The organism is Streptomyces montanus (assembly GCF_005786655.1).
Taxonomy (GTDB): Bacteria; Actinomycetota; Actinomycetes; order Streptomycetales; family Streptomycetaceae; genus Streptomyces; species Streptomyces sporangiiformans.
In genome coordinates this window covers 12,990-26,352 of sequence record NZ_VBZC01000032.1, presented here as the reverse complement: position 1 = coordinate 26,352, position 13,363 = coordinate 12,990, and the positions used below count along the sequence as shown (strand labels likewise).

The following is a 13,363-nucleotide window of genomic DNA, read 5'->3' as shown; positions in this document are numbered from 1 at the left end:
GGAAGGCGGCTCACCCAAGATGGGGCCATTACTCGGAGTGGCCCCGGTGTGCATCGCCCCCGTGGGGACGAGAGGCGCGCGCACCATCAGGGCTCGGCGACGGTCTCTCCCCAAGGCCGTCACCGAGTCTCTGAGTGACCTTCAGGCGTCCGCACGGCGGCGGGAGTCTCCCCGACACTCCATGGAAACCGATCGGTTTCTATTTCGTCCGCTTCGAGTTAACCTCGCGGTATGACGGCCAAAGTGAAGCAAAGCCCCCGGGAGCGGCTGCTGGAGGCTGCGGCCACGCTCACCTACCGGGACGGTGTCGGCATCGGCGTCGAGGCGCTGTGCAAGGCGGCGGGGGTGTCGAAGCGCTCCCTGTACCAGCTGTTCGAGAGCAAGGGCGAACTGCTGGCGGCGAGCCTGAAGGAGCGTGCCGCTGCCTTCGTGGCGAGGGCCCTGCCCCCGGCGGACGATGGCCGTTCCCCCCCCCGCGAGCGGATTCTGTACGTCTTCGAGCGGGTGGAGTCGCAGACGGGTGCGCCCGACTTCCAAGGCTGCCGGTACCTGGCTGTGCAGATCGAGCTCAAGGATCAGACCCACCCCGCGAGCCGGGTGGCCCACCAGATCAAAGCGAACCTGACGGCCTTTTTCCGTTCCGAGGCCGAACAGGGCGGCGCGAGTAACCCCGACCTGCTGGCCCGGCAGCTCATCCTGGTCTTCGACGGCGCCAGCGCCCGCGCGGGGATCGGCGCCGACAATCTGACCGGGCTCATCGCGCCCACTGTGACCACCCTGCTCGATGCGGCAGACATGCACTGATCCACCCCGTCTTCGAGCAGGATCGGCGACCGAAGCGCTCTTTCGGCACGGTGCTCGGACCCGTCGTCGGCGTGGGCATCGTCTACTACGGACTGACCCGCTTGCTTCAGGACCAGCAGACACTGTCCCTGGTCATCGAAGGAATCCTGCTGATCCTGATCGTGCGCTTCGCCCCCCAAGGAGCCTGGCCCCTCATCTGCCGCGCCGTACGGCTCCCGGCCGCCCGCCGCCGGGTCCCGCCCGCCGCGGCGGACACCGGCTCCGACGCCGGCACCCGGACTCTGGAGCACGCGTGACAGCGTCCGAGGGCTGTGTGAGGGATAGGTCGTCCTCGTCCCTTTGGCGCCGCTACGGGCGTGCGGTGAACCGCCCGTCGGGTCGTTTGTGCAGCCAGCCGCGGTCGGCGAGTTTGGTCAGCTTCGCGCGCAAGGGCTCCAGCTTGCCGCGCGCCGTCACCTCCAGGCCCAGCTCCTCGCCGACGCCCCTGACCTGCACCGGGCCGTCGGCTGCCCGCACGATCGCCAGGATCTTGCGGTAGTCGCCGGGCAGGGCGGCCTCGTCGGGATTCTCGCTGCGGTGCGGGATCGGCAGTACCGCCGGCCCCGCCACCCGGGCGGGAGCCGGGCGACGGCCGCAGCGGCCTCCGTCGCGGCCCGGTCCTGCTCAGCCAGCCGGATCAAGACCCGCTCGGCGATCACAATTCCTCCCGCTCGGCCTGGACCTCCTGCAGCTGTTTGGCCAACTCCTCGGCGAGCGCGTCCAGTTCACTCCGGCGAGCCGTGATCTCGCCGGCGTGGCCCTCGGCGTCCTGGAGTCGGTCAGTGTCGGACTGTGCGGCGGCGGCAGGGGACTAAGCGCTGGTCATCCGTACCCCGAATAAGTCATTCCGGATAGGCGCCTACAGTGACGGGCGGGTGCGGCTTCCGCGTTCGCCGGGGCCCGGTTCGGGACGTACGTTGCCCTTATGGCATGGCGCAAGAACGTCAATGACACCTTGAGGCGGCTCACGGGCTACGAACTCCGTCGCTTGAGGCCCGCCACGTCCCCACCGAGGTCACAGGGGAGTCCTGGCCGCCCCGCGTTTCCCGCCGACTACGACGACACGGCCAAGGACGTCATCCGGGCGGTGTCGCCCTACACGATGACCTCACCCGAACGGCTCAATGCCCTCATTCTGGCCACCCGTTACGTCAGTCGGCACAACATCGCCGGTGACATCGTCGAGTGCGGAGTGTGGCGGGGCGGCAGTATGCAGGCAGCCGCCCGAACGTTGCTCAGCCTGCATGACACGGAGCGGAACCTGTACCTCTTCGACACGTTCGAGGGCATGCCGGAGCCGACCGACAAGGACCTTCGCCGGGACGGCGAATTGGCCGCGGATCTGCTCGCCAGACAGGACAGGAGCCGCCCCATCTGGGCGGTCGCCACGCTGGAAGACGTCAAAGAGGGCTTTCAGCGGGTTCCGTACCCCGCGGATCGCGTCCATTTCGTCCCAGGGCTTGTGGAGGACACCATCCCCGCCGAGGCCCCCGAGCGGATTTCGATTCTGCGGCTCGACACCGACTGGTACGCCTCCACCCGCCACGAACTGGAGCACCTCTACCCGCGACTGGTCAGCGGCGGCGTCCTCCTCATCGACGACTACGGCTGGTGGCAGGGGTCGAGGGCCGCGGTGGACGAGTTCCTGGAGAAGACGGGCGCCCGACTCCTGCTGCTCCGGATGGATGAGGGCCGCATCGCGGTCAAGCCATAAGTGCCGGGCGCCGAGGCTCACTTCACCGAGCCGGCCATCACCCCCTCCACCAAGTGGCGCTGGAACACGAAGAACACCACGAGCGGCACGGTCAGTGACAGGAAGGCCCCCGGCGCGAGCACATCGATGTTCGAGCCGAACTGGCGGACCTGGGACTGGAGCGCCACCGTCAGCGGCTGGGAGGCGCTGTCGGCGAAGATCAGCGACACCAGCATGTCGTTCCACACCCACAGGAACTGGAAGACGGCGAGGCTCGCGATGGCGGGGCGGCCCATGGGCAGGATCAGCCGCCAGAAGATCAGCCAGTCGCCGCCGCCGTCCATCCGGGCGGCCTCGAGCATCTCCGCGGGGATCTCCGCGAAGTAGTTGCGCAGCAGGAACACCGCGAACGGCAGGCCGTAGGCGACGTGGAAGAGAATCACGCCGGGGATCGATCCGAAGAGGCCGAGGGTGCCGAAGAGCTTGGCGACCGGCAGCAGGCCGATCTGCACGGGCACCACCAGCATGCCGACGACCAGCAGGAACACCCAGTCGCGGCCGGGGAACTTCAGCCAGGCGAAGGCGTATCCCGCGAGCGCGGCGATCACCACCACCAAGGCCGTGGCCGGCACCGAGATCAGCACGGTGTTCAGGAACGCCTGGCTCAGCCCGCTGTCGCCGAGCAACTTGGTGTAGTTGTCGAACGACAACTGGCCCGGGTGGAGGAGCGCCGCCCACCAACCGCTGCTCTCCTGCTCGCCGGAGGCGCGCAGCGACGAGACGAACAGGCCCACCGTCGGCGTCAGCCAGATGAGTGCGACGATCGCCAGTACGGTCTGCACGGCGCCGTTGCGGAGCAGGCCGATGACCCGGTGGGCCACCGACTCGCGAGGCTTCGGCGAACTCTGGGGAACGGCGGTCCCGGGGCCGCCGCCGACGGGGGCAGACGGCCTCTCGACAAAGCTTTCGGCGGCCATCAGCGACTCCTGCGGAAGCGTCGGATGTTGATTGCCATCGCGGGGATGACGAGCAGCAGCAGGACGACGCCGATGGCGCTGCCGAGCCCCTGGTTGTTGCCGCCGCCGAAGGACACCAGCCACATCTGCAGTGCCAGCACGTTGGCGTCCTGCTGCACCGGGCCCGGCGCGATGATGTAGACGAGGTCGAAGACCTTCATCACATTGATGATCAGGGTGACGAAGACCACGCTCAGCACCGGGGCGAGCAGCGGGACGGTGATCTTGCGGAACACCTGCCACTCGTTGGCCCCGTCCATCCGGGCGGCCTCCAGGGTCTCCCTCGGGAGTGCCGCCAGACCGGCGCCGATCAGGACCATCGAGAAGCCGGCCCACACCCACAGATAGGCGGCCATGATCGCGGGGGTGATGAGAGCCTCGCCGAGCCAGCTCACTCCCGCGTACGGCTGGGCGAAGTTCTTGGCGGGCACGGTCACCCCGAACGGGCCACTGCCCTTGTCCGGGAAGCGGAACGTGCCGTCGGGTCCGGTGGTGGCCGTGGCGACCGTACGTCCTTCGCGGGTGAGCTGGACGGTGACGCCCGGCAGGCCCTTCTCGCCCTTGTCGACCTGGTCCGGCTTGCCGCCGCCGCCCAGCGCGAAGTCCAGGTACACCACCCCTGACACGGCGTCCGGCGTGCGGGTGGTGGGCGCCGCGACCGCCTGCTCGGCGTCCGTGGGCAGCTTGGCCGGCGTGATACCCACCAGGCCCAGCGTGACCGGGGATCCCGGCTCGGCCCGGTGCACCGCTGTGTAGTCGCCGTTCTTTCCGGTGCTCAGTGTCTTGCCGTCCCGCGGCCGGGCCCCGGGGTAGGCGGGGGTGCCGGTGAAGGCATCGTGGACGCCGACGGTGGCGGCGTTGAGGATGCCCTGATTGGGGTCCTCGTCGTACACGAGCCGGAACGTGATGCCGGCGGCCAGGAAGGACACCGCCATCGGCATGAAGATGATCAACTTGAAGGCGGTGGCCCAGCGGATCTTCTCGGTCAGCACCGCCAGTACGAGCCCGATGCCGGTCAGCAGCGCGGGAACGACCAGCACCCAGGTGGCGGTGTTGCGCAGGGCGATGAGGGTGTTGTGGTCCTGGAACAGCTCGGCGTAGTTGGACAGGCCGACGAAATGGCTGCCCTGGGCGTCGAAGGTCGAGCGGACGACGGAGTAGAGGATGGGGTAGCCCACCAGCGCTCCCAGCAGCACGAGTGCCGGGAGGGCGAAGAGGACGGCGGTGACCATGGAGCGCCGCTTTCGGCGGGCGCCGGCGGCCCGTTGGGCCGCCGGCGCCGGCGTCTGCGACGCGGGCGTGGGAGAGAGCGTCGTGGACATGGTGGACGTCCGGTCAGTGCCCGTAGGCCTTGGCGGCCGCGGACTCCAGGGTCCGCGCGGTCGCCTTCGGGTTGGACGGGTCGGCGAGGAAGTCCTGGAGGATCTTCAACTCACCGGTGCCGGCCGTGCCGCCGAACGCGGCGGGCGCCTGGTCCGACATGTCGAAGCGGAGGCCGTTGCCCGCGTCGATGAGCGACTGCGCGGTCTGCCGGCTCGTGGTGTCGGGGTACGCGGACATCGCGAGTGCCTTGTTGGGGGAGACGAAACCGCCCTGCTTGGCCCAGATCTGCGCGGCCTGCGGGCTCGCCAGATACTTCAGCAGCTTCATCCCCGCGGTCTTGTTCTTGCCGTCCTTGAGCACGACCGCGGCGTCACCGCCGCCGACCACCGGTGCCTTGCCGCCGTCGACCGACGGGAAGGGGAAGAACTTGGCGTCCGTACCGACCTTCTTGTGCAGGTCGTTGGTGATGTTGCCGCTGACGAAGTCACCTTCGTACGTCATCGCCGCGGTCGGCGACTTGCCGAAGACCTGGCTGACCGAGGTCGGGAAGTCCGTCTCCAGCGCTCCCTTGGCGCCGCCGGCGATGAGTGCTTTCTGCTTGAACAGGTCGCCGAGGGTGGTGAGGGCCTTGACCACGCTCGGGTCCGTCCACTTGATCTCGTGCTGGGCGAGCTGGTCGTACTTCTCCGGACCGGCCTGGGAGAGGTAGATGTTCTCGAACCAGTCGGTCAGCGTCCAGCCGTCCTGCCCGCCGATGGCGAACGCGGCGAGACCGGAGTCCGAGAGCGTCTTGGCGTTCGTCATCATCTGCTCGTACGTCTTCGGCGGGGTGACGCCGGCATTGGTGAACGCCGTCGGGTTGTACCAGACCGTCGACTTGTCGGACGCCTTGAAGTACAGGGCGTACAGGGTGTTGTCGACGCTGCCGTAGTTCTGCCAGACCTTGGCGTAGTTCTTGTCGATGGCCTTCTTCACGTCGGCGGACAGCGGCTGCAGCCACTTGGACTTGGCGAACTGCTGCACCACGCCCACCTGAGGGACCATCACCACGTCCGGGGCGTCACCGCCCTGGATCTTGCTGCCGATGACGGTCGAGACGTTGTCACCGGTGGAGACGAACTGGGTCTTCGCGCCGGTCTCGGCGGTGAAGCCGTCCAGCACCTTCTTGAAGCCGGCCTGCTCCTCGCCCGTCCACACACCGGCCACGGTGACGGTCTGCCCGGACAGCGGCAGTTTCTTGGAAGAGGTGTCGGAACTGTCGCCCCCGCCGCAGGCGGTGGCGGTGAGCGCCATGCCGCAGACGAGGGCGGTGGCGACTGCGAGTCGCTTCATGTTGGTGTCCTTAGCGTTGAGGGTGAACCGGTTGAGGGTGAGCGGGAACTGGGGCTGCGAGCCCCACGAGGCGGAGATGTGGGAGATGGGGGGAGGGAGGTGGGGGAGATGGGGGCGGCCGCGGTCACAAAGAGGTCAGGGAGTCGATCCACCAGGCCGCGGTGTTGCCGGGCAGCAGTCCCGGTGGGCAGGGGGCGCTGGACAGCAACGGGGTGCCGGGCAGCGGGGCGGGGACCGTCTGCTCGCCGAAGTTCACCGCGCACACCACGCCGTCGCCGCGCACGAAGGTGAGCACGTCCCGCGGCGACTCCAGCCAGCGCAGGGTCCCTGTGCCGAGCTGCGGCAGCCGGGACCGCAGGCTCAGCGCGTCCCGGTACAGATGCCAGAACGACGTGGTGTCCATCAGCGCCCGGTCGGTGGTGTGTTCGGCGAACCAGGCGGGCTGCGGCAGCCACGGCTGGGAAGTCGCGGTCCCGGCGGTGAAGCCGAACGGTGAGGCGTGCCCCGACCAGGGCAGGGGGACGCGGCAGCCGTCCCGGACGTAACGGCGGCTGCCAGTGCGTCGGAAGATCGGGTCGGTCAGCGCCTCGTCCGGCAGGTCCACGACTTCGGGCAGGCCGAGCTCTTCACCCTGGTAGATGTAGGCCGCCCCGGGCAGCGCCAGCATCAGCAGCGCGGCCGCCCGGGCCCGGGTGGCGCCGAACACGCCCGTGTCATCGCCGTACCGCGTCACGGACCTGACCTGGTCATGGTTGTTGAGCACCCAGGTGACGGTGGAGCCGGTGCCGGCGATGTCGCGCAGCGCGTCGTCGATGGTCCGGCGGAAGGCGTCCGCGTCCCACGGGGCACTCAGCAGGTCGAAGAAGAAGGCCTGGTGCAGCTCGTCGGGGCGCACATAGCGGGCCTGGTCGGCGGCGGTGGGTACGGACACCTCGCCCACCAGCAGCCTCTCCCGGCCGTCCTGTGCGGTGTACTCCTCGCACACCGCACGCCACCGGCGCCATACGCCGTGCACGTCGGGCTGGTTCCACGCCAGCGGGTTGACGGAGTCGCGGGCGCGCTCGTCGGCTCCCGGGTCTGGGGAGTCCGGCAGGTCCGGGTGGCGGAACAGGCCCGTCGCCACATCGATGCGGAATCCGTCCACGCCCCGGTCGAGCCAGAAGCGGACGATCCGCTCGAAGTCGTCACCGACGCGTGGGTCACGCCAGTTCAGGTCGGGCTGCTCGGGAGTGAACATGTGCAGGTACCACTGGCCGGGGGTGCCGTCCGGCTCGGTGATCCGGGACCAGGCCGGTCCGCCGAACATCGCCCGCCAGTTGTTGGGCGGCAGTTCGCCGTGCTCGCCGCGGCCGTCGGCGAAGTGGTAGCGCGCCCGCTCGGGGCTGCCGGGCGAGCCCGCCAGGGCGGTGCGGAACCATGCGTGCGCCGTCGAGGTGTGGTTGGGCACGATGTCGATGACGACGCACAGACCCAGCCGGTGCGCGTCGGCCACCAGCCGGTCGAACTCCTCCAGGTCGCCGTAGACGGGGTCCACGGCGCAGTAGTCGGCGACGTCGTAGCCGTGGTCGTGCTGCGGGGAGGGGTAGAAGGGGCTCAGCCAGATGCCGTCCACCCCCAGTTTGCTGAGGTAGGGCAGACCGGCGCGAACGCCGGCCAGGTCTCCGACACCGTCGCCGGTGCTGTCCAGGAAACTGCGGATGTACACCTGGTACAGCACGGCGTCGCTCCACCAGTGGTGCTGCGACGGGCCGAGGCCGGCGGCAGGTACGGGGGACTTGACCGACTCGGCCGCAGAGGGAGCTCCAGGCACCGGACACCATCCTGATCACGGGCGCGCGACGAAATCCGCGCGGACGAAGTGCTGAACAACGACGTGCTGAAACAACAGCGACACGTGCGGACCGCACACCGGTGGCCGACTCGAAACAGCCACCTCGCTGTTATGCATGCATGTTAAGTAGCAGCGACAGCGAGGTGTCAACGATCTGTCGCCAGTTCTCTCCCTGGCCCCTGCTCAATAGGCGACAGAGTGTGGGGGTATGTGGGGAATTACCCCCACAGAACGACGAAGCCCGCCCACTTAACAAGTAAGTAGGCGGGCTGGAGAGTGCGGGACCGGACCGGTCAGGCGCTCCGGGTGATGGCACGCAACTCCCGGTTCACCCGGGAAATCGCCCCCGCCACCGTCGTCTGACCGCGCAGGGCGTCGCTGGAGACGGCCGCGACCGCCAGACTCACCTGCTCGTACGCGGCACTCTTCGGCCGGACCCTGGCCGCACGGACGCTCTGCTCCAGCGCGGGCAGATACGGATAACGCCGGGTCAGGTCCCGGTCGGTGTACAAGGCCGCCAGCACCGGCGGCAGCGAGCCCCGGGTCAGCACCTGGCGCTGCACTTCCTCGCCGGTCATGTGGGCGAGCAGATCGGCGGCGGTCTCCGGGTGGCGGCAACGGGAGGTGACGGCGAGGTTCGAGCCGCCGAGCACACTCGCGCCCTGACCGTCCGGCCCGGGCAACAGGGTCACCCCGAACCGGCCGGCCACCGCGGAGCCGGCCACGGACGCCATGTCGTACACGTACGGCCAGTTGCGCAGGAACAGCAGCGTGCCCGTCTGGAACGCCAGCCGGGACTCCTCCTCCTTGAACGTCAGCGCCCGCTGCGGTATCCAGCCGTCCCGGACGCCACGCACCAGGAAGCCCAGGCCCTCCCGGGCCGCCGCCGAGCCGACCGTCACCGAGCGTCCGTCCGGGTCGAGTATCGACCCGCCCGCCGACTCCACCGCCTCGTCGACGTTCACGGTGAGGCCCTCGTACGGCAGGAACTGTCCCGCGTAGCCGTCCACTCCGTACCGCGGCGCGACCGTCCGCGCGGCATGCTCCAGTTCGGCCCATGTCCGAGGCGGTCCGAGGCCGGCCTTCTCCAGGAGATCCTCGCGGTAGTACAGCAGTCCCGCGTTCGTCACGTACGGCGCCGCGTACAGCCGGCCCCGGAACGTCGCGGTGTCCAGGACGGAAGGGAGCATCCGGTTCAGCGGGAGCCGGTCGGGGTCCACCGGGGAGATCCACCCCGCGCTCGCGAACTCCGCGGTCCATGTCACGTCGATGTTCAGCACATCGAAGCGGTCGCGGCCCGCCCGCAGACTTTCCACCATCTGCGCGTGCACCTCGTCCGCCGCCTCGGGCAGCTGCACCAGCGTCACCGCTTCCGCGGGGTGTGCGCGGTTCCAGCCGTCCAGCACGTGCTGCAGGTACCCGGTCAGGTCACGCCCGGTCGCCAGGGTCAGCGGCCCTCTGCCGGAACCCCGGCGCGGCGCCGCGGAACCGGCGCCGGCATACCCTGCGGCCAGCAGGGCGGCGGCGAGGAATCCCCGTCGTCGCATGTCCTGCGGGCACCGCATGAGAGCTCCTCTTCCGGGCGCGGCTTGAAATCGACCCCGCCCCTGCGTGTTATCTATACCTGTTGAGCATGCGGGATACTAGTTCCGGGTAGGGGCCTTCCGGACACATGGCAGGTACGGTTCCGTCCCATGCTCCGGACATCAAGGCGGCAGCATAGGAGGCTGAGCACGAATGCGTCTGGCGCTGCTCGCTCTCCTCGCCAAAGGGCCCGCGCACGGATACGAACTCAAGCAGGCCCTTGAGAGCCTGTTCGGTTCGGCCTACCCTCAGCCCAACATCGGCCAGATCTACGTCACCCTCACACGCCTGGAGAAGTCGGGACTCATCCAGGGTGAGGACGTCGCACAGTCCGGCCGTCCGAACAAACGTACCTACACACTCACCGAAGCGGGCCACGAAGCCGTGGCGGCCTGGTTCGAGGAGACCTCCGACGAGCCGCGCGTACGCGACGAGTTCTTCATGAAACTGGCGCTTGCCCCCCTGACCGGAGCCGCCGACCAGGTCGGGTTGATCAACCGACAGCGCCGCCACTACCTCAACCTGATGCGGTCCATGACCCGGCTCGCCGCCGCCGAGGACCGCGACAACAAGGTCGCCCAACTACTCATCGAGGGCGCCATGCTGCACCTGCAGGCCGATCTGGACTGGCTGGAACGATGCCAGGAGGAACTGGAATGAGACGCAACGAGACCTCGGGGGAGGGCACGCCGGGCGACATGCTCGTCGTCGAGGGCCTCGTCAAGACCCACCGCACCGACGGCACCGAGGTTCGCGCGGTCCGCGGCGTGGACCTGCGGATATGCCCGGGCGAGTTCGTCGCGGTCACCGGCCCCTCGGGCGCAGGAAAATCGACCCTGCTGCACCTCCTCGGCGGCCTCGAACGCCCCGACAGCGGCCGAATATGGCTCGGCGGCCGCCGCGTCGACACCCTCAGTGAGGCCCGCTGGGCGGCACTGCGCCGACGGGAGGTGGGCGTCGTCTTCCAGTTCTTCAACCTCGTCTCCACCCTCACCGTCGCCGACAACATCGAACTGCCCGGCCTGCTCGCCGGACACCCGCCGCGCCGGGTCCGCGAACGGCGCCGCGACCTCCTCACCGAACTCGGCCTGGAGGGCAAGGAGGACAGCACCCCCGCCGAGCTCGCCGGCGGCGAACAGCAGCGCGTGGCCCTGGCCCGCGCCCTGATCAACCGCCCCGCCGTGCTGCTCGCCGACGAACCCACCGGCAGCCTCGACAGCAAGGGCACCCGCGAGGTGCTGCGCATGCTCTCCGGCTACCACCAGCGTGGCCAGACCATCGTGCTGGTCACCCACGACGCCAATGTCGCCAGCACCGCCGACCGGGTCGTCACCCTGCACGACGGGGAGATCGCCGACGACATCTCCTTCACCGACCCGCCCGCCACCGGGCAGGCCGCCGCGCACGTCGTCCGATTGCTGGGCTGAAGCGTGCGTGCCTTCCTCCGCTGGGCCCTGGCCGACCTGCGCACACACCGGGGCCAGGCCGCCTCCCTGGTCCTGGCCACCGCCGGGATCACGGCTTCCCTGCTGATCTCCGTCGCCCTGCTCGTCTACGCCGCGGATCCCTGGCAGCGGCTGTTCACCGCCACCAACGGCGCCCACGTCTGGCTGCGCACCGAACCCGGCGCGCAGACCTCCGCGCTGAACTCCATCCCCGGCGTCACCGCTGTCTCCGGCCCCTTCTCCACCGTCGCCGAGACGGTGCGCAGTGGCCCCGAACAGGCCGTCCTCGACCTGCGCGCCGCCGGGCCCACGCGGCCGGAGGTGGGCCGGCCCGAGATCGAGAGCGGCCGCTGGCTGAACGGTGGACCGGCCGACGGCATCGTGCTGGAACGCTCGCTGGCCAGCGCCCTGTGGGTCTCGCCGGGCGACCGCATCACCCTGCCCGGCGATCACGGCCGTACCCTGCGGGTCGTCGGCATCGTTCGGACCGCGGAGGCCGGCTACGCGCCCGGCGACTCACCCGGGATCGCCTGGGCGTCGCCCGCTCTCGTCGCCGATCTGCTCGCCGAGGGAGGCCGGCACACCCAGACCCTGGGCTTGCGTCTCTCCGACCCGGGTGACACCGGCTATCTGGTGCAGCGTGCGGTCGCCGCGGTCGGCTCACCGGACGTCGTGGACGTCTCCACCTGGCAGGACGCCCGCACCGAGGCCGAGGGCGACAACCACCTGCTCGGCCTGCTGATCGGGCTGTTCGCGCTCAGCGCGCTCGCCGCCGCGGCGGTCGCCGTCACCGGAGGCATCGGAGCCCGGGTCTTCGCGCACGCCCGGGACATCTCCGTCCTCAAGGCGGTGGGTTTCACACCCGGCCAGGTGACGGTCATGTTCCTGGTGCGGCACACCGTGCTCGCCTCGCTCGGCGTGTTCCTCGGCTTCCTGGCCACCGAGGCCTTCGGCAGCCTCGTCCCCGGCTCGCTCGGCTCCGCCATGGACGTATGGCGGGCGCTGCCTATGCACGCGTGGACCTCCCTCGGCGTGTGTCTGGCCACCGTCGCCGTGATCGCCTTCGCCACCACCCTCGCCGCCTGGCGGGCCGGAAGGGTCCCGGCCATCCCGGCGGCCCGCGTGGCCGCCCCCGGCCGGCGCCGGATGTCCGGCGCCGCCAGGTTCGCCCTGCGACTGCGCCTGCCGGCGGCTCTCGTCCTCGGCGCGCGCGCCGTGATGCACCGGCCCGGCTCGTCGGCCGCCACCGTGCTGCGGCTCGCCCTGCCAGTGCTGATCGTCACCATCACGTTCGGCACCTGGGCCACGGTCGACCGGCTGGAGCACGACCCGGCGCGGGTCGGCCTGGCCGGAGGTCTCATCGCCCGCCCCAACGGCGTGAGCAACGCCGAGGCGGAGCGCGAACTCGACCGCTCTCCGGACGTGTCGGCGGTCCACCCCGGCGTCGAACTCGCCGCGCTCGCGCCCGGACAGTCGAAGTCCGTCACCCTGCGGGGCGTCGGCACCTCCGCCCGCCCGTACCCGTTCGCCGTCGCGGAGGGCCGGGCGCCCACCGCGCCGGGCGAGGCCGTCGCCGGTCAGGGCCTGCTCAACGCCCTTGACGTGTCCGTCGGGCAGTGGGTGCGCGTCACCGTCGGCGGTACCCCGCACATCCTGCACATCGTGGGGCGCTGCATCGAGACGGAGGACGACGGACGCGTCATCTCCACCTCGTACAGCACGCTGCACGCCCAGGACGAGCATGTCCTGCCGACCTACTTCAGCCTCGAACTGCGTGGCGGCGCGGACCCGTCGGCCGTCCGGTACGAGTTGACCGCGGCCTCGCACGGCACCCTGGAGGTCCGCGACGCCGTCAGCTCCGTACCCGATCTGTCGCCGGTGCGGGGCGTGATCGTCGTTCTGGTCGGGGTGCTCTCGCTGATCGGGCTGGTGGAACTGTCCACCGCGATCTTCGTCTCCGTACGGGACCACTCCCGGGACCTGCGCGCCTACCGTGCGGTGGGCATGACACCCCAGCAGACCGTCGGGACCATGGTGGCGCAGATCGGCCTGCTCGCCCTCGGCGCCGCGGCCCTGGGCATCGGTCTCGGCATCCCCCTCGCCCAGTGGCTCATCGACCAGCAGAGCGCGGACGGGGGCATCGGCGCGGGCATCGCCGGCCCACCCTCCTGGCAACTGCTCACCATCGTCGCGGTCCTCGCCGTCGGCGGAGCGGTAGCGGCTTCCGTACTACCCGCCACCCGCGCCACGGCCCTCGCCCGCCACCAACTCACCCACCGCGACGGCCCTGGCTGAA

General features: G+C 70.0%; 12 protein-coding genes. 6 read left to right on the top strand and 6 right to left on the bottom strand.

All coding sequences use genetic code 11. The features are described 5' to 3' along the window. Positions 1-231 precede the first annotated feature (231 nt). Entirely contained in the window at positions 232-804 is a 573-nt protein-coding gene (locus FE633_RS26785) for a TetR/AcrR family transcriptional regulator (protein ID WP_138047762.1), read from the top strand. A gap of 50 nt (positions 805-854) precedes the next feature. Continuing rightward, positions 855-1,100 (top strand): hypothetical protein, encoded by a 246-nt coding sequence (locus FE633_RS26780; protein ID WP_138047761.1) that lies wholly within the window; start codon positions 855-857, stop codon positions 1,098-1,100. A gap of 52 nt (positions 1,101-1,152) precedes the next feature. Here FE633_RS26780 and FE633_RS26775 read toward each other — a convergent pair whose 3' ends face one another. After that, positions 1,153-1,413 carry a hypothetical protein gene (locus FE633_RS26775; RefSeq protein WP_138047760.1) on the bottom strand — a complete coding sequence of 87 codons (261 nt, stop codon included), beginning with the start codon at positions 1,411-1,413 and terminating at the stop codon, positions 1,153-1,155. 355 nt (positions 1,414-1,768) lie between these two features. Between FE633_RS26775 and FE633_RS26770 the strand changes: the two genes are divergently transcribed. Then, a complete protein-coding gene (locus FE633_RS26770) occupies positions 1,769-2,557 on the top strand; it encodes a TylF/MycF/NovP-related O-methyltransferase (protein ID WP_138047759.1) in 789 nt (262 codons plus the stop codon). Positions 2,558-2,574: 17 nt separating this feature from the next. Here FE633_RS26770 and FE633_RS26765 read toward each other — a convergent pair whose 3' ends face one another. The 5 genes from FE633_RS26765 to FE633_RS26745 all read right to left on the bottom strand — a co-directional run bounded on the left by FE633_RS26765 (position 2,575) and on the right by FE633_RS26745 (position 9,603). Beyond that, positions 2,575-3,513, bottom strand: coding sequence for a carbohydrate ABC transporter permease (locus FE633_RS26765; protein WP_138047758.1), 939 nt, complete (start codon positions 3,511-3,513; stop codon positions 2,575-2,577). Continuing rightward, positions 3,513-4,874, bottom strand: coding sequence for an ABC transporter permease (locus tag FE633_RS26760; protein ID WP_138047757.1), 1,362 nt, complete (start codon positions 4,872-4,874; stop codon positions 3,513-3,515). Before FE633_RS26760 ends, FE633_RS26765 begins: the two co-directional genes overlap by 1 nt. 13 nt (positions 4,875-4,887) lie before the next feature. Next, on the bottom strand, positions 4,888-6,207 hold the full coding sequence (locus FE633_RS26755; protein ID WP_138047756.1) for an ABC transporter substrate-binding protein: 1,320 nt from the start codon (positions 6,205-6,207) through the stop codon (positions 4,888-4,890). A 124-nt stretch (positions 6,208-6,331) separates the two neighbouring features. Beyond that, positions 6,332-7,924: a glycoside hydrolase family 13 protein gene (locus FE633_RS26750; RefSeq protein ID WP_246113845.1), complete on the bottom strand. Its 1,593-nt coding sequence runs from the start codon at positions 7,922-7,924 to the stop codon at positions 6,332-6,334. A gap of 407 nt (positions 7,925-8,331) precedes the next feature. After that, positions 8,332-9,603 (bottom strand): ABC transporter substrate-binding protein, encoded by a 1,272-nt coding sequence (locus FE633_RS26745; RefSeq protein ID WP_138047754.1) that lies wholly within the window; start codon positions 9,601-9,603, stop codon positions 8,332-8,334. 172 nt (positions 9,604-9,775) lie between these two features. Here FE633_RS26745 and FE633_RS26740 point away from each other — a divergent pair, with 172 nt between their 5' ends. The 3 genes from FE633_RS26740 to FE633_RS26730 are packed head-to-tail and all read left to right on the top strand — an operon-like array spanning position 9,776 to position 13,362. After that, the gene (locus FE633_RS26740; RefSeq protein WP_119106205.1) at positions 9,776-10,282 is read left to right on the top strand and encodes a PadR family transcriptional regulator; all 507 of its coding nucleotides are present in this window, start codon (positions 9,776-9,778) and stop codon (positions 10,280-10,282) included. Further along, entirely contained in the window at positions 10,279-11,049 is a 771-nt protein-coding gene (locus FE633_RS26735) for an ATP-binding cassette domain-containing protein (RefSeq protein WP_246113844.1), read from the top strand. The genes FE633_RS26740 and FE633_RS26735 overlap by 4 nt, the downstream gene beginning before the upstream one ends. A 3-nt stretch (positions 11,050-11,052) precedes the next feature. Next, positions 11,053-13,362 (top strand): FtsX-like permease family protein, encoded by a 2,310-nt coding sequence (locus tag FE633_RS26730; protein ID WP_138047753.1) that lies wholly within the window; start codon positions 11,053-11,055, stop codon positions 13,360-13,362. Position 13,363: the final 1 nt, after the last annotated feature.

Bases quoted from the DNA above. Each gene is read 5' to 3' on its own strand.
- FE633_RS26785 (WP_138047762.1), top strand. From the start codon at position 232: ATGACGGCCAAAGTGAAGCAAAGCCCCCGGGAGCGGCTGCTGGAGGCT.
- FE633_RS26740 (WP_119106205.1), top strand. From the start codon at position 9,776: ATGCGTCTGGCGCTGCTCGCTCTCCTCGCCAAAGGGCCCGCGCACGGA.
- FE633_RS26755 (WP_138047756.1), bottom strand. From the start codon at position 6,207: ATGAAGCGACTCGCAGTCGCCACCGCCCTCGTCTGCGGCATGGCGCTC.
- FE633_RS26770 (WP_138047759.1), top strand. From the start codon at position 1,769: ATGGCATGGCGCAAGAACGTCAATGACACCTTGAGGCGGCTCACGGGC.
- FE633_RS26765 (WP_138047758.1), bottom strand. From the start codon at position 3,513: ATGGCCGCCGAAAGCTTTGTCGAGAGGCCGTCTGCCCCCGTCGGCGGC.
- FE633_RS26745 (WP_138047754.1), bottom strand. From the start codon at position 9,603: ATGCGGTGCCCGCAGGACATGCGACGACGGGGATTCCTCGCCGCCGCC.
- FE633_RS26735 (WP_246113844.1), top strand. From the start codon at position 10,279: ATGAGACGCAACGAGACCTCGGGGGAGGGCACGCCGGGCGACATGCTC.
- FE633_RS26760 (WP_138047757.1), bottom strand. From the start codon at position 4,874: ATGTCCACGACGCTCTCTCCCACGCCCGCGTCGCAGACGCCGGCGCCG.